Consider the following 14,986-nt stretch of genomic DNA (forward strand, 5'->3'; position numbering starts at 1 on the left):
GCGTCGGCCGACGTGGAAAACTGACCCCGATGAACGAGGACCACGCGCGCGTGCGGCGCTCCGAGGTGACCGGCACCGACGTCGATCAGGCGCGCGCACTGCTGCAGGGCGAGTACAACGGCGCCGGATTCAGCGTCGAGCCGACGGTGCCGAGCTTCTCCTACCGCTACTCCTCCATCGGCGACGACGAGCTGACCCTGCGCGGGAGCCTCTTCGCCGGCTCGGTCCACGGCTCGATCCTCACCGAGGGCGAGTACATCGTCTCCTGGCTCACCGCCGGCTCCGGCGCGACCGACCTCGGCCGCGACGCGGTGCTCCTCGCGCACGGGCAGCCGGCCGTGCTGGTGAACAACCGGCCCGCGGAGTTCGACTTCACCGACTACCGCCAGAACCTGATGCACTTCGACGGCGCCTTCCTCGAGCGCGTCGCCGCCGAGCACGAGGGCGCCACCGGTCCGCTGCTGTTCGACACCCGCGCCCGCCCCACCGGCGACGCCCTGCAGAGGTGGGGAGCGACCGTCGCGACCGTCGCCCGCATCGTCTACAGCGCCGACAGCCCGGAGCTGCTGCGCCGCGAGGCGAACCGCACCGCCGCGATCGCGCTGCTCGAGACCTTCCCCCACGTCGCCCTCGCCGTCCCCGCGGAGATCGCGCTGCCCTCGACCGCCAAGCTGCGCGCCGCCATCGAGTACCTGCACGCCCACGCCCACGTGCCCCTTCGCGTCGAGGACGTCGCCGCGGCCGCCGGGCTGAGCCTGCGCGGCCTGCAGGCCCTCTTCCGCCGCGAGCTGGAGCTCAGCCCGCTCGACTACCTGCGCCGCATCCGCCTCGACCGCGTCCGGGAGGAGCTCCGCGCCGGCCAGGCGGGAGTCCTCTCCGTCGCGGAGGTCGCGCACCGGTGGGGCTTCGCGCACTTGGGCCGCTTCTCCGCCTCCTACGCGCGCCGCTTCGGCGAGTACCCCCGGGCGACGCTGCACGACTGAGGCCGCGCGATCCGCCGCGGGCGTCCGTCCGCGCGGCGGCTCACGGCGTCGTGTTCTCGCCGATCGGCCGCAGCGCCCAGCCGGTCACGGCGACCTCCGCGCCCGCCGGGATCTCGACCCGCACCGGACCGGCGTCCTCGGTCATGAAGGAGCCGCCGCGGACGAAGTCGACGTCGACGGTGTTGCCGTTCTGGTCGGCGAAGGCCAGGTCGGGGTAGCCCTCGATCACGCAGCCCCGTCCGCCTCGGGCGCGGCCGGTGGTCGTCCTCGCCCGACGCCGCGCCCGGTGCCGGTGCAGACGGCCGCTGTCAGCCCCGCGACCGGTTCGCGTGCGCGCGGGCCTTCATCCGGTTGCCGCAGGTGGCCATCGAGCACCACTTCGCGGTGCCGGGCCGGCTGCGGTCGAGGAGGAAGAGGTTGCACTCGTCGTTCGCGCACGCGCGGAGCCGCCCCGGGAACCGGGCGCTGACGGTCGACCAGGCGAGGACCGCCTCCACCGCGAGGCGATCGGCCTCGGGAGCGCTCAGCTCCCACTCGACACCCTCAGCGGTGACGCGCGGGGTGCGCACGGCGTCGGCGATCACGCCCGAGAGCTCCGCCACGGCCGTGGGTGCGCCCGAGCGCACGACGGCCTGGAGCGCGTCGCGGGCACTGCGCAGCCGGTCGAGCTCGTGCTCGGTGCCGACGCCGCCCCACCGTCGCGCGAGCTCCCGCCCGGACGCGTCACCGAGGTCGTCCGTCGGCCGGCCGTCGACCACGGGCGCGCTGTTCAGCACCGCCAGGAGCAGCTCCTCGTCCCAGTCCATCGCTTCCCGCTCTCCCGCGCCGAGTGGCCCGTTCGTCCATGCTAGCGTCCTGCTAACCAGTAAATCTACTTGAAAGGGTTAGCCATGGTCGCCGTCCATCACCGCACCGTCTCCGTGGGAGGGCTCGACGTCTTCTGGCGGGAGGCCGGGCCCGTCGACGCCCCCGTCCTCCTGCTGCTGCACGGATACCCGAGCAGCTCGCACATGTTCCGCCACCTGATTCCCGCCCTCGCGGGGCGCTTCCGCGTCATCGCGCCGGACCACCTCGGCTTCGGACGCTCGTCCGCGCCCTCCGTCGACGACTTCGACTACACCTTCGCGGCCCTGGCCGAGACGACCGGCCGCTTCCTCGAGACCATCGGGGTCTCCCGGTACACGATCTACGTCCAGGACTACGGGGCCCCCGTCGGCTGGCGCCTCGCCCTCGCCGACCCCGCGGCGGTCGTCGGCGTGATCTCGCAGAACGGCAACGCCTACGAGGAGGGCTTCGTCCCCGGCTTCTGGGACCCGATCTGGGCGGACGCCGCTGAGCGGACCGACGCGACGCGCGAGGCCCTCAGGCCGGCCCTCGGCCGCGAGGCCGTCGAGTGGCAGTACACCCACGGGGTCACCGACCCCACCGCCGTCGATCCGGACGCCTGGGAGCACGACCTCGCGCTCCTCGCCCGCCCCGGGCAGGACGATGTGCAGCTGGCCCTCTTCCGCGACTACGCCGCCAACCGCGAGCTGTACCCCGCCGTGCAGGCCTGGCTCCGCACATCCCGGGTCCCCGTCCTCGCCGTCTGGGGGCGCAACGACGAGATCTTCGCCGCGGCCGGCGCTCAGGCCTTCACGCGCGACGCGCCCCACGCACGGGTCGAGCTCGTCGACGGCGGGCACTTCCTGCTCGAGTCCGATCTCGACCGGGTGGTCGGCGCGATCACCGACTGGCTCGACCGCGAGTGATCCGGGCGCCGGAACCGGTCGTCTCGGGGTCGTCGCCGTACCGCGGTCGTGACGCGCCTGAGACCGGCGCCCGCCGGACGGGGGATGCGCCCCCGGGCGCCGCGCTGATAGACATCGGACAGTTGTGCTGCGAGCCCGCGGACCGCGCTCCTCCGTCCGGCCCCGCCGGACCGGGGCAGGTGGGGATCGACGCTCGATCGCCCGTCTCCCACCACCCACCACCGACCGAAAGAGCATCGCGATGACGCCTTCCCTCTCCCGTCCCCTCGTCTCCGGACTCGCCGCGCTGGCGCTGACCGGCAGCCTGTTCGCCGGCGCGGCCCCGGCCTTCGCGGCGACCGCGCCGCTGTCGACGGAGGCCGCCGCCTCGGCGGCCGTCTACGAGCCCGCCAGCCTCAGCCCCGGGTCGGAGCTCGTCAAGGGACAGGGACTCCTCTCCGCGAACGGCGCCGTCCGCTTCGTCCTCCAGGACGACGGCAACGCGGTCGTCTACAGCGCCGGCCGCGCGACCTGGAGCTCCGGCACCCAGGGCCGCGGTGAGCGCCTGGTCATGCAGACCGACGGCAACCTCGTCATCTACGACGCCGCCGGCCGCCCCGTCTGGTTCACCGGCACGAACGACTTCAGTTCTACGCTGTGGATCCAGGACGACGGCAACCTCGTCGTCTACCGCTACAGCGGCTCCCCCGCTTGGGCGAGCAGCGTGAACGGCCGCATCGCCGCTCCCGACGCGCCGACCCTCGGATCCGGTCAGACCCTGTTCGCCGACGAGCAGCTCACCGCCGGACCGAGCCGCGCGATCCTGCAGGCCGACGGCAACTTCGTCGTCTACAGCGGCGGCTCCGTGCTGTGGTCGACCGGAACGAGCGGGGTCGGCAACACCCTCGTCATGCAGACCGACGGCAACGCCGTGATCTACGGCGGCGACAGCTCGGTGAAGTGGTCCTCCGGAACCGCCGGCAACCCCGGCGCCACGCTCAACCTGAACCCGGGCGGGAACCTCGTCATCGCGTCGCCCCGCCAGATGATCTGGAGCAGTGACGGTCAGCTCCGGCGCGACACCCTGCCGGAGGGCTTCCTTCTCATCGATGAGCAGCTGACCTCGACGAGCGGCGCCTGGCGGGCCGTCATGCAGCGCGACGGCAACTTCGTCGTCTACGGACCCCGCGGCGCCGACTGGTCCTCCGGCACCTCGATTCCCGACAGCGTCCTCGGCCTCGACCTCGACGGCTACCTGACCATCTACGCGCCCGAGTCCGGCGAGGGGAAGGGCCACTGGGGCACCGAGCCCGCGTTCTTCGGCGGGGGCCCCTTCCGCCTCGTCATGCAGAACGACGGCAACCTCGTCGAGTACGACGCACTCGGCCGTGCCGTCTGGGCCAGCCGCGGCGTGTAGCCACCGCCCCGGGACGCTCCCGACCACGAAGGCCCGCCCCCGGACTCGGGAGCGGGCCTTCGTGCTGCTCGGACCGGGCGGGAGCAGGATCGCGGCGATCGGCTCGTGGACCCCGTCAGCTCGTGGACCCCGTGAGCGCGAGGGTGCCGCCGAGGCCGATCATCAGGACGCCGCCGGGTCCGGGTCAGCGCTGGACGAGCGGGATCGCGATGTCGGTGACGTCCGCGCCGATGGTGCCGAGTCGGGTGGCCGTGCCGTTGAGCACGCCGACCTCGTAGAGCGACCCGTTGACGGCGGCGAGGCCGATCGAGGCGATGGAGCCGCCGTTGCGGAGGACGGAGTAGATGTCGAAGCCGGTGACGCCCGCGGCATCGACGCCGAGCTTCCCGGTCGGCGCCAGCGTGCCGGCGTTGGCGGGGGACTGGATGGCGATCTGGTCGAGCGCCGTGTCGAGGACGAAGAGGGTCGTCGCGGTGTTCGGGTCGAGATCGTTGTTCGTGTACGCGGCCCCGTTGACGCCGGTGGCGACGGCGGGCGCGGCGTAGCTCAGCGCGCCGTCGGCGACCGTCGCGGCGCCGGGGGTGGCGAACGGCTGGCGGAGGTTCTGGCCGGTGTCGCTGATCACGCGGAGCGCGTTGGCGGCGGGGTTGAAGTCGACGCCGAAGGTCGAGCCGCTCAGCGCCACGGTGAGCCGGGTGACCGGGGTGGCCACGCCGGTGGTCGTGTCGATGGAGTAGACGCCGGCGCTCGCCGCGGTGTTCCCGACGCCGTAGAGCTTGCCGTCCTGGACGCGGTAGTCGATGCCGACGAGCGAGGTGTCGCCGCCGGTGAGACCGGTGACGGCGACCCTGCCGGTGACCGTTCCGGGCTTGGTGGGGTTGAACTGCACGAGCGTCGTGCCGCCGTCGGCGAGACCGACGACGCGCAGCTTGGCGGCCACCGAGCGGGCGGCGCTGACCAGCGCGCTGCTGGAATCGCTGGTCGCGACGGCGGGAGCGACACTGCTCGCACCGGCCAGCACGGGGGCCACGGCCATCACACTCGCGACGGCGACAGCGGTGATGCCGACCTTGAACGTCCTGTTCATCGGGTACTCCTTGAGACTCTCGGTCGCCGGCGATCGGCGACTCGCAGAGGTGTACCGGCGCATCGGGGTCGGCGTTCATCGGGGCGGCGAGTTTCTTCTCGGGTTGCGGTGGTCCGGGGCGTGACGTCGATGTTTCTGCTGTGCCGTTTCGTCGCTTCTGTGTCTGCGATCTCCGATCTGCTCGAGCTCACGGTGACGATCTTCCGAGCTCCGCGCGGTCTCGGCGGGGAGGTCGTCCGTCGCCGACGCTGCCTGGAGCAACTCGTCGTCGCCATCGGAGCGGCCGGAGGCAGGCTAAGTCTGGAGCGCGATGACACGCTGGTCGCCCGCGGCTCCGCTGGCTGCTTCGGGCGATCATCCCCGTCGCGGGTCGCCGGTCCTCCTGCGCGGAGGATCGATCAGGCGCCGCGGGTTGACGCAGCGTCGGAGTCAAGACCGGGCGGGCCTGCTGAACAGGTTCACGACCGTGCCGTCCGGATCGCGGACGAGGGCTGAGCGGTTGCCCCACGGCATGGTGGTCGGCTCGAGCACCACGTCCTCGCCGGAGAGTCCGAGCGCGGCGAAGGCGCCGTCGACGTCGGCCACCTCGAACTCGAGGAGGACGGAGCGGTTCGTCGCGGGGGTGAGGGCTCCGTCGAGCATCGCGACGGTCCCCGCGGCGGCGATCGCGAGGGTTCCACCCGGTCCGCTGAACTGCGCGAAGACGGGTGCCGGGCGCTCGGCGGGCCGGCCGGTGACCCGCTCGTAGAAGGCGACGAGGCCGTCGAGGTCGTCGGTGATGATGCGGACGGAGGCGAACGACATGGGATTCCTTCGGTGAGCCCGGTGACGGGAGCGGATGATGGGAGGGCCCCAGCCTCGCCGGTCGTCGCGACACCGTCCTGTCGGTGTTTCCGGGAGATCGCCGGCGCAGCGTCAGTCGCCGAGGACGGACCGCAGCCGCCCGTCCTGGATCGCGAGGTCCTCGACGCGGAGGGCGCGCTGCGGAGGCCGCTCCCCGGTCACCTCGACCGACAGCATCCGGTCACCCCGGAACGCCCGCACCCCGTCCCGCAATCGGCACCACGCGATCAGGTACCACTGGCCGTCCTTCCCGATCGAGCCGAGCGGTTCGACGTCGCGGACGGACTCCGCGCCGCTGCCGTCCCGGTAGCGCAGCCGCACGACCCGGTCCGCTCGGAGAGCCGCCGCGAACTCCGCGGGAACGGCCGCGTCCTCGCCGCCCTCGAGGAAGTACACCCGCGACGCGACCGCACCCGCGCGTGCGGCGTCCCCCTCCGGCATGACCGCGAGCACCTTGCGGGCGGCGCTCCGGGCGGCGTGACGGAAGGGACTGCGCTGCAGCGCACCGAGGCCGATCAGCACTGCGAGGGCCTCGTCCAGCGTGAATCCCGCCGGGCCGAGTGTCGCGGACGCGTCGATGACGTACCCGCCCGTCCGGCCGGGCTCCGCCCAGATCGGCAGACCCGACTGCTGCAGCGCGGAGAGGTCCCGCTCGATGGTCCGCACCGACACCTCGAATCGCTCGGCGAGGCGACGGGCGCTCCGCGGCCGGGGCGAGACCGCCCGCAGCTCCTCGACGAGGCCGTAGAGACGATCGGTGCGGTTCACCCGGCCATCCTCCGCCCTGCGCGCGTCAGCCGGACGGCGCGTCGTGCGTCAGTCGGAGGGCGCGTCGGCCTGGTAGACCTTCCGGAACGCGTCCTTCCGGGCGATCTTCCCGCCGCGGAACTCGTAGATGTCGCAGCCACGCGTGACCTGGGGTGCGCCGTCCGGTCCGGTCCCGGTGAAGGACCAGGTGGCGGCCCCGCGGGTTCCGGAGATGAGGGGCTCGCCCTCCTCGTGCCGCTCCTGGCCGGTGTCGAAGGCGAGCATGAGCGCGAAGCCCTCGCGGACCTGCTCCTTGCCGGACCAGGTCCGGCCGGGCTCGGGACCGACGGACGCGCCGTAGACGCAGTCGTCGGTGACGTGGCTCATCAGCGCCTCGAGGTCGTGGCGGCTCCAGGCGTCGCTGAACGCGGCCAGCACCTCGGGCGTCATCTCGCTCGTGCTGTCGTCGGTCAGGAGGGGATCGCTCATCAGAACTCCGGTCGTTCGCGTCGGTGGACCGTCGTCGGTCGCTCTGCGACCGTGACAGGTGCCGGTCGCGGGGGCAATGCCCTCTAGCGGTCATGTCCGGAATCGGACGGCCGGGACCACTGCCGCTGCGATCACTGCGGCAGGAGCCCGACCAGGGGAGGCGGGACGAGCGTCACCAGCCCGACGAGGTCGCCTCGGATCGAGGTGCGCGGGGGCGGCGTTCTCACGCCGCTCCGGGTCGCATCGCCGCGACGTCAGGCGGCGGCGATGAGCGCCGCGAGGGAGTCGAGGGCGCCGGGGACGAGGCGGTAGTAGGCCCAGGTCCCCCGCTTGTCGCGGGTCAGGATCCCGGCGTCGACGAGGACCTTCAGGTGGTGCGAGACGGTGGACTGGCCGAGTCCGAGCGGCTCGGTGAGGTCGCACACGCACGCTTCCTGGCCGTCGTGGGCGGCGATCATCGAGATCAGTCGCAGCCGCGCGGGGTTCGCGATCGCGCGCAGCGAGCGGGCGAGCTTCTCGGCGTTCTCCGTGCTCATCGCCTCGCGGGTCAGCGGTGCGCAGCAGGCGGCGACGTCCGTCAGGGGGAGCATCTCGAGAACGGCCATGCCCCATCTTCCCATGGATCGACGCGTGTCGATATAGTCGGCCGTGCCTGCATCGACGGAGATCGATGCGGCCGCCCCGTTCCGTCGACGCCCAGGAGTTCCGATGACCGCCCCCACCGTCCTCTTCGTCTGCATCCACAACGCGGGACGCTCGCAGATGGCCGCCGGCTACATGCGCGCCCTCTCGAACGGCGCTGTCGAGGTCCTCTCCGGCGGGTCCGAGCCCGGCGACCAGATCAACCCGATGGCGATCGCGGCGATGGCGGAGGAGGGCATCGACATCTCGCAGGCCGTGCCCACGCTGATGACCACCGAGCAGGTGCGCGAGTCGGACGCCGTGATCACCATGGGCTGCGGCGACGTCTGCCCGATCTTCCCCGGCAAGCGCTACGAGGACTGGTCGCTCACGGACCCCAAGGGCAAGTCGCTCGACGAGGTCCGTCCGATCCGCGACGACATCAAGGCCCGCGTCGAGGCGCTGCTGGCCGAGCTGCTGCCCGCCGGCCGCTGACCCGACGAGCCGAGGATCCCGCCATGACGATGCTCCTGACCGTCCCACCCCGCGCCGACGAGCGCCGCAGCTCGCTCCGGTCATCCGCTACCGCTCCCGGGTGACCGCCGTGAGCCGCGAGGGCATGGACCGCACCCGCTCCACCGGCTCGTCCGCGACGGCGCGATCACCCTCCTGGACCGCTTCGAGATCGACCGCCTCGAGAAGGCGCCCTCCGGCGGTGTCACCGTGATGGGGCGGCGCCGGAAGGAGCGCGAGAGCATCGAGGCCGACGTCGTCGTGCAGGCCACCGGGTTCCGTCCCGACCTCGGCATGCTGCGCGAGATCCGCATCTCCCTGGACGAGATGGTGGAGGCGCCGCGCGCGCTCGCGACGCTGATCGACCCGAACCTGCACTCCTGCGGCACGGTCGACCCGCACGGCGTCGCCGAGCTCGCGCACCCCGAGCCGGACTTCTCCATCGCCGGGATGAAGTCGTACGGCAGAGCGCCGACGTTCCTGCTCGTCACCGGCTACGAGCAGGTCCGCTCGATCGCGGACGAGCTCGCGGGCGACCACGCCGCGGCTCGGCGGGTGCAGCTCGTGCTCCCCGAGACCGGCGTGTGCTCCACCGACATCGGATCCGCCGGAGGAAGCTGCTGCTCGTGACCGACGCGACCCGTCCCCGCCTCCTCTACGTCAGCGACCTGGGCTACCAGGCCGAGGGGCGCCGGTACTGCGACGAGGACATCGACCTGTCCGCGCGCCTCGGCGGGGACTTCGACGTCGCGATCTGCCACCCCTCGGCCGCCCGCCGCCTCCTGGACCGCTTCGACCTCGTCGTGGTCCGCAACAGCGGTCCGGTGATCCACGACCTGGCCGGGTACGAGGCGCTCCGGGCCGCGATCCGAGCGAGCGGAGTCCCGGTGTTCACCGACCTCCGCGGCAAGGCCGACCAGATCGGCAAGCAGTACCTGCTCGACCTGTTCACCGCCGGCCACCCGGTCATCCCCACGGTCGACGACCTGAGCGAGCTGGACCGGCTGCCGGCGGTGCAGGAGTTCGTGGTCAAGCCGCGGTTCGGCGCCGACTCCCTGGGCCTCGAGTTCGTGACGCGCGACGACCTTCCGGGGCTCGACCTCGAGGGCCGCCTCCTGCAGCCCCGCATCGACTTCGCGCACGAGATCTCGTTCTGCTTCGTGGACCGGACACCGCAGTACGCGCTCTTCGCTCCGGATCCGGCCGCGCGCTGGCGACTCGAGCCGTACGACGCGACCCGAGCCGACTGGGACTTCGCGCAGCGCTTCGTCGACTGGAACGACGTCGAGCACGGCGTCCAGCGGGTGGACGCCTGCCGCACCCGGGAGGGCGAGCTGCTGCTCGTCGAACTGGAGGACCTCAACCCGTACCTCTCGCTCGCCCTCGTGGACGACGCCACCCGGGACGCCTTCGTCGAGAGCATGACGCGGTCGCTGCACGCACTGGTGCGCGGAGACTGACGCCGCGAGTCGACGAGCGGCGGGGCTTCAGACGAGTCGAGCGATCCCGGCGCGCCGGTCGGCGTCGGCGCTCGCACCGGGGCCGGCGCGGTGGTGGCGGGGGAGGGTCTCGACGGAGTGCTCCGCCTGGTGGATCGCGTCGGTGACGAGGCGGCGGGCGTGCTCGTCGACGAGGCGGTAGAAGACGCGGGTCCCGTCGTGGCGGGTGGTGACCATGCGGGCGAGGCGGAGCTTCGCGAGGTGCTGCGAGACGGCGGTGGGGCTCTTGTCGACGAGGGTCGCGAGCTCGGTGACGGAGCGCTCGCCGTCGCTCAGCGCGAGGACGATGCGGACGCGGGTGGCGTCCGCGAGCATCGCGAAGACCTCGACGGCGAGCTCGACGTACTGGCTGTCCTGCTCGTCCGGGGCGCGGTCGTCCTTCATGTGCCGATCCTGTCACGGGTGCCGGTGGGGATCCTGCCCTCTCCCGAGGTGCCTGCGGATGATGCTGCAAACCTGCGTACCTTCACGATCGTGCAGGTATAGGCTGGGGCGCCCCGACGTCAGGAGTCCTCGCGTGCTGTCCGTTCTGCGCTCCCGCGCCTACCGCTCGCTGTTCGCCGCTCAGGTGATCGCGCTGATCGGCACGGGCCTGCTCACCGTCGCGCTCGGCCTGCTCGCCTACGACCTCGCCGGCGCGCAGGCGGGCGCCGTCCTCGGGACGGCGCTGACGATCAAGATGGTCGCCTACGTCGGGGTCGCTCCTGTGATCGCGGCGCTCGTGCACCGGCTGCCGAAGAAGGTCGTCCTCGTCGGCGCCGACCTGATCCGCGCCGCCGTCGCGCTGTCGCTGCCGTTCCTGACGGATGTCTGGCAGATCTACATCCTCGTGTTCGTCCTCCAGGCCGCGTCCGCGACGTTCACGCCCGCGTTCCAGTCCCTCATCCCCGTGGTGCTCTCGGACGAGCGCGAGTACACGAAGGCGCTCTCCCTCTCCCGACTCGCCTACGACCTCGAGGCACTCGTCAGCCCGATCCTCGCGGCGGTCCTGCTGACGGTGATCAGCTCCAGCGACCTCTTCCTCGGCACCGTCATCGGCTTCCTCTGCTCCGCGATCCTCGTCGTGACGACACGGCTGCCGGGCCGGCCCGAGGTCGCCGCCCCCGGGAACCTCTGGCAGCGGACCACCGCCGGCGTCCGCGTGTTCGCCCGCACCCCGTCGCTGCGGTTCCTGATGGGCCTGAACCTCACCGTCGGCGCCGCGACCGCCCTCGTGCTCGTCAACACCGTCGTCTACGCCCGCGACGTGTTCGCGCTCGGCGACTCCAGCCTCGCCCTCGCGCTCGCCTGCTACGGCGGCGGCTCCCTCCTCGTCGCCCTGAACGTCCCGCGGCTGATCGACCGGTACGGCGACCGGCGGGTCATGCTCGCCGGCAGCGTCCTCGCGATCACCGGCCTCGCCCTCGCGATCGCGATGACCCTCCTCTCCGCGACCTGGCCGGGCGCCTGGTGGCTGCTCCTGGGCACCTGGGCGGTCCTCGGCGCCGGGAACTCCCTCATCGGCACGCCCTCCTCGCGACTGCTGATGCGGGCGGCGACGGAGGAGAACCGCAGCGCGATCTACACCGCGCAGTTCTCCCTCTCCCACGCCTGCTTCCTCATCACCTACCCCCTCGCCGGCTGGATCGGCGCCGTCAGCCTCCCCGGCGCCGCCGCCGCGCTCCTGGTCCTCGCCCTGCTCGGGGCCGTCCTCGCCCGCCGCTCCTGGCCCGCCGGGGAGCCGGCCGGGCAGGACGCCGCGCCGGCGGGGGATCAGCCGGACAGGCGGAGGGCGCCGAGGAGGTGGCCGCGCAGCTCCTCGGGGTCGACGGAGGGCCGCAGGGCGAGCAGCGTCGCGTAGCCGAACGAGACGGCGATCACCAGGTCGGCGGTCCGCGTCGCCGTCGCGAGCCCGAGCTCCGCGCCGTCGCGCTGCTCCGCCCAGGGCCGGAGGCCGCCGACGAGGAGCGTCCGCAGGTGCGCCAGGTTCTCCTCGGCCACGGCGGCGAGGTCGCCGTCCCGCGCGATCTCGCCCCAGACCTGCACGAGCACGGACGTCCGCGAGCGGTCGGCGGCCGCTCCGTCGAGCAGGCGCGCGACGAGCGCCTCCGGGGTGGGCGCGGGCGCGGCCTCCGGGGCGTCGCCGATCGCGGTGAAGCGCTCCTCGAGCATCGTCGACATCACGTACCGCAGCAGATCGGCCTTGCTGTCGAAGTGGGAGTAGATCGCTCCGGAGGACAGGCCGGACGCCCGGATGATGTCCGCCATCGTCGTGCCGGCGATGCCGTTCTCCGCGAAGCAGTCCAGGGCGGCCGCCGCGATCCGGCGGCGCCGCTCCAGGCGGGTGCTGTCCTTGAGCCGAGGCATGCAAACAGCGTATCCGGTCTGTTAGTGTCGCAAACAGCACCGGCGTTCGCTTTGAGTAGCCGGTCTCGAGCGAGAGGATCCCCATGACGGACCAGCAGACCCGCCCCCGCGCGGTCGTGTCCGGAGCGAGCATCGCCGGACTGTCCACGGCGTTCTGGCTCCGGCGGGCGGGCTGGGACGTCATCGTCCTCGAGCGCGCGCCGCGGTTCCGCGACGGCGGGCAGAACGTCGACGTCCGCGGACTCGCGAAGGACGTCCTGGAGCGGATGGGGCTCCTCGACGCCGTGCGAGCGGCCACCACGACCGAGACGGGCACGGTCGTCGTCGACGCCGACGGAGCGGTGCGCGCGACCCTCCCCTCCGACGGTCCGGAGGGCGCGACGGCGGAGCTCGAGGTGCTGCGCGGCGATCTCGCGAGGATCGTCCTCGACGCCGTCGCGGACGTCGAGGTGGTCTACGCGGACACGGTCGCGGACGTCCAGGAGCACGCCACCGGGGTGAGCATCGCCACGACGGCGGGGCGGCGCCTGGAGGCGGACGTCCTCGTCGTGGCGGAGGGCGCGCGGTCGACGACGCGCGACCGGCTCTTCCCCGCCGCCTCGATCCACCGCCGCGACCTCGGCATCACGATGGCGGTGGGGACCATCCCCCGGACCGCGTCGGACGATCGGACGTGGCGCTGGTTCAACGCGATCGGCGGCCGATCGGTGCACCTGCGTCCCGACAACCACGGCACCACCCGCGCGATCCTCGCCTACGCGCCGGGGGAGGACCTCCTCGGCGTCGACCGCGCGGAGGCCCTCGCCCGCGTGCGGGCGCGCTACGCGGGGGTCGGCTGGCAGGCGCCCCGGGTCCTCGACGCCTTCGAGAACGCCGACGACCTCTACTTCGACCAGCTCACTCAGATCCGCGTCGACCGGTGGCACCGCGGCCGGGTCGCCCTCGTCGGCGACGCGGCCTGGTGCGTGACCCTGATGGGCGGCGGCGGCGCCTCCCTCGCGCTGGTCGGCGGCTACGCCCTCGCCGCCGCGCTCGCGGCGCCCACCGCGGCAGCCGACCCGGCGGCCGCGTTCGCCGCCTACGAGCAGTGGATGCGGCCCCTCGCCGACCGGGTCGGACGCACGCCCCGGGCTCTCGTCCGCTTCGCCTACCCCCGCACGCGCCTCGGACTGGCCGCTCGCGGCGTCGCCGACCGGCTGGTGACGGCCACGATCCTCCGCACCCTCGTGCAGCGCCTGCACGCCGGGAGGAGGGACGACGCCCGGATCGCCCTGCCCGCCCTGTGACGGCGGCGCCGCGCCGCAGACGGCGGCGGAGCAATGCTCCCGGTCGCCGGTCCCCGCACGCGGGGTGCTCGCCGCCGAGGGGGCGAGCGCTGCGTCCCTAGGGTTCGAAGGACCACCATCGGCTGCCCGAAGGAGCCAGACGTCATGGCCGTTCCGCGCGCTCTTCCCGCTCTCCTCCTCGGCCTGCTCGTGCTGCTCGGCGCGCTGACGGTCCCCGCCCCTCCCGCCTCGGCGGCGACCGCGACGCTCTCGCTGTCGCCCTCGAGCGGACCGGTCGGCACCTCGGTGACGGTCTCCGGCACCGGGTTCGCGAAGAAGACGCAGGGAGCGGTGTCCGCGGGATCCGCGAGGACGGTCTTCAGCACGACCGCCGCCGGTTCGTTCTCCGCGATCGTCGTCGTCCCGGCGACGACCGCGGGAGTGCTGACCGTGTCCGCGTCGGTCGCGGGGCGCGTCGCCTCGGCACCCTTCACGGTGACCGAGAGCGGGGCCTCGACGACGGCCGGTCCGGGAGCGACGACGAGCACGCCGACGGCGGTCCCTCCGCAGCGGACCTCGCGCCTGCGCTTCGGCGTCTCGACCCCCGGAGGTGCCGCGGCGAACAGCGAGCTCGACGCCGTCGCCCGGCTCGTGGGCGAGAGCCCGTCGATCGTCCTCTCCTATCAGGACTTCGGCCAGGCGCCTCCGATCGCCGGGCTCGACAGCGTCGCCAGCCGGGGCGCCACGAGCCTGGTCACCTGGGAGCCCTGGCGCTGGGGCGGCGGGGTCGCGCAGCCCGCGTACTCGAACGCCCGCATCCTGGCGGGCGACTTCGACCCCTTCCTCCGGGAGTGGGGTGCGGCGCTCGCCTCGTGGGGGAAGCCGGTGCTCCTGCGGTACGCGCACGAGATGAACGGCGACTGGTACCCGTGGTCGGAGGGGGTGAACGGCAATGCGCCCGGCTCCTTCGCGGCCGCCTGGAGGCACGTGCACGACGTGGTCTCCGCGCAGGGCGCCTCGAACGTGTCGTGGGTGTGGAGCCCGAACATCCCGTACGCCGGCTCGACCGCGCTCCCGGGTCTCTACCCCGGGGCGTCGTACGTGGACGTGGTGGCGCTCGACGGGTACAACTGGGGCACCGCGGCCTCCTGGAGCAGCTGGACCGAGCCGTCCGCGCTCTTCGGCGACGGTCTCGCTCAGCTCCGAGCACTGGCGCCCGGGGTGCCGATCCTGATCGCGGAGACGGCGTCCGCGGAGTCGGGCGGCTCGAAGGCCGCCTGGAACTCGGCGCTCGTGTCCTACCTCGGCGCTCAGCCCGACGTCACCGGCGTGGTCTGGTTCGATCACGACAAGGAGGTCGACTGGCGCATCGGCAGCTCGGCGGCCTCGAGCTCCGCCCTGGCCGCGGCGCTGGCGCAGCGCGGCTGACGGTCCGAGCGGTCGGGA

The 14,986-nt window shown here is 73.0% G+C and carries 17 protein-coding genes and 1 pseudogene; 9 read left to right on the plus strand and 9 right to left on the minus strand.

Going from position 1 to position 14,986, the window contains the following annotated elements:
- Positions 1–29 precede the first annotated feature (29 nt).
- Complete coding sequence (locus GTU73_RS01580) at positions 30–983, plus strand: helix-turn-helix transcriptional regulator (protein WP_160086375.1); 954 nt, start codon at positions 30–32, stop codon at positions 981–983.
- Between the two features lie 40 nt (positions 984–1,023).
- On the opposite strand, the gene GTU73_RS01585 is transcribed toward GTU73_RS01580, so the two are convergent.
- Both GTU73_RS01585 and GTU73_RS01590 read right to left on the minus strand, forming a co-directional pair.
- Complete coding sequence (locus tag GTU73_RS01585) at positions 1,024–1,212, minus strand: hypothetical protein (protein WP_160086377.1); 189 nt, start codon at positions 1,210–1,212, stop codon at positions 1,024–1,026.
- A 79-nt stretch (positions 1,213–1,291) separates the two neighbouring features.
- Entirely contained in the window at positions 1,292–1,789 is a 498-nt protein-coding gene (locus GTU73_RS01590) for a CGNR zinc finger domain-containing protein (RefSeq protein ID WP_160086379.1), read from the minus strand.
- 84 nt (positions 1,790–1,873) lie between these two features.
- On the opposite strand from GTU73_RS01590, the gene GTU73_RS01595 reads away from it, so the two are divergent.
- Positions 1,874–2,734: an alpha/beta hydrolase gene (locus GTU73_RS01595; protein WP_160086381.1), complete on the plus strand. Its 861-nt coding sequence runs from the start codon at positions 1,874–1,876 to the stop codon at positions 2,732–2,734.
- A gap of 241 nt (positions 2,735–2,975) precedes the next feature.
- The gene (locus tag GTU73_RS18995; RefSeq protein ID WP_208543716.1) at positions 2,976–4,130 is read left to right on the plus strand and encodes a hypothetical protein; all 1,155 of its coding nucleotides are present in this window, start codon (positions 2,976–2,978) and stop codon (positions 4,128–4,130) included.
- Between the two features lie 184 nt (positions 4,131–4,314).
- Here GTU73_RS18995 and GTU73_RS01605 read toward each other — a convergent pair whose 3' ends face one another.
- The 5 genes from GTU73_RS01605 to GTU73_RS01625 form a co-directional block, all read right to left on the minus strand.
- Complete coding sequence (locus tag GTU73_RS01605; RefSeq protein ID WP_208543717.1) at positions 4,315–5,217, minus strand: DUF4394 domain-containing protein; 903 nt, start codon at positions 5,215–5,217, stop codon at positions 4,315–4,317.
- Positions 5,218–5,646: 429 nt separating this feature from the next.
- Positions 5,647–6,021 carry a VOC family protein gene (locus tag GTU73_RS01610; RefSeq protein WP_160086383.1) on the minus strand — a complete coding sequence of 125 codons (375 nt, stop codon included), beginning with the start codon at positions 6,019–6,021 and terminating at the stop codon, positions 5,647–5,649.
- A 111-nt stretch (positions 6,022–6,132) separates the two neighbouring features.
- Positions 6,133–6,828, minus strand: coding sequence for a WYL domain-containing protein (locus GTU73_RS01615; protein WP_160086385.1), 696 nt, complete (start codon positions 6,826–6,828; stop codon positions 6,133–6,135).
- Between the two features lie 48 nt (positions 6,829–6,876).
- A complete protein-coding gene (locus GTU73_RS01620; RefSeq protein ID WP_160086387.1) occupies positions 6,877–7,296 on the minus strand; it encodes a nuclear transport factor 2 family protein in 420 nt (139 codons plus the stop codon).
- A 254-nt stretch (positions 7,297–7,550) separates the two neighbouring features.
- A complete protein-coding gene (locus GTU73_RS01625) occupies positions 7,551–7,901 on the minus strand; it encodes a metalloregulator ArsR/SmtB family transcription factor (RefSeq protein ID WP_160086389.1) in 351 nt (116 codons plus the stop codon).
- Between the two features lie 103 nt (positions 7,902–8,004).
- Here GTU73_RS01625 and GTU73_RS01630 point away from each other — a divergent pair, with 103 nt between their 5' ends.
- The 3 genes and pseudogenes from GTU73_RS01630 to GTU73_RS01640 all read left to right on the plus strand — a co-directional run bounded on the left by GTU73_RS01630 (position 8,005) and on the right by GTU73_RS01640 (position 9,890).
- Positions 8,005–8,412: an arsenate reductase ArsC gene (locus GTU73_RS01630; protein WP_160086391.1), complete on the plus strand. Its 408-nt coding sequence runs from the start codon at positions 8,005–8,007 to the stop codon at positions 8,410–8,412.
- A 258-nt stretch (positions 8,413–8,670) separates the two neighbouring features.
- Positions 8,671–9,060: pseudogene (locus GTU73_RS01635) on the plus strand (flavoprotein); the annotation flags it as partial.
- Positions 9,057–9,890, plus strand: a complete 834-nt coding sequence (locus GTU73_RS01640) for a hypothetical protein (protein WP_160086393.1) — start codon at positions 9,057–9,059, stop codon at positions 9,888–9,890. The pseudogene GTU73_RS01635 and the gene GTU73_RS01640, both read left to right, overlap by 4 nt.
- A gap of 27 nt (positions 9,891–9,917) precedes the next feature.
- Here GTU73_RS01640 and GTU73_RS01645 read toward each other — a convergent pair whose 3' ends face one another.
- A complete protein-coding gene (locus GTU73_RS01645) occupies positions 9,918–10,313 on the minus strand; it encodes a metalloregulator ArsR/SmtB family transcription factor (protein WP_160086395.1) in 396 nt (131 codons plus the stop codon).
- A 133-nt stretch (positions 10,314–10,446) separates the two neighbouring features.
- On the opposite strand from GTU73_RS01645, the gene GTU73_RS01650 reads away from it, so the two are divergent.
- The gene (locus tag GTU73_RS01650) at positions 10,447–11,769 is read left to right on the plus strand and encodes an MFS transporter (RefSeq protein WP_160086397.1); all 1,323 of its coding nucleotides are present in this window, start codon (positions 10,447–10,449) and stop codon (positions 11,767–11,769) included.
- Here the strand turns inward: GTU73_RS01650 and GTU73_RS01655 are convergent.
- Positions 11,682–12,275, minus strand: coding sequence for a TetR/AcrR family transcriptional regulator (locus tag GTU73_RS01655; RefSeq protein WP_160086399.1), 594 nt, complete (start codon positions 12,273–12,275; stop codon positions 11,682–11,684). The genes GTU73_RS01650 and GTU73_RS01655 overlap by 88 nt on opposite strands.
- 83 nt (positions 12,276–12,358) lie before the next feature.
- Between GTU73_RS01655 and GTU73_RS01660 the strand changes: the two genes are divergently transcribed.
- Positions 12,359–13,561: an FAD-dependent monooxygenase gene (locus tag GTU73_RS01660; RefSeq protein ID WP_160086401.1), complete on the plus strand. Its 1,203-nt coding sequence runs from the start codon at positions 12,359–12,361 to the stop codon at positions 13,559–13,561.
- 144 nt (positions 13,562–13,705) lie between these two features.
- On the plus strand, positions 13,706–14,968 hold the full coding sequence (locus GTU73_RS01665; RefSeq protein ID WP_160086403.1) for a glycosyl hydrolase: 1,263 nt from the start codon (positions 13,706–13,708) through the stop codon (positions 14,966–14,968).
- Positions 14,969–14,986 lie beyond the last annotated feature (18 nt).

This window comes from Rathayibacter sp. VKM Ac-2804, assembly GCF_009866655.1.
Lineage (GTDB): Bacteria > Actinomycetota > Actinomycetes > Actinomycetales > Microbacteriaceae > Rathayibacter.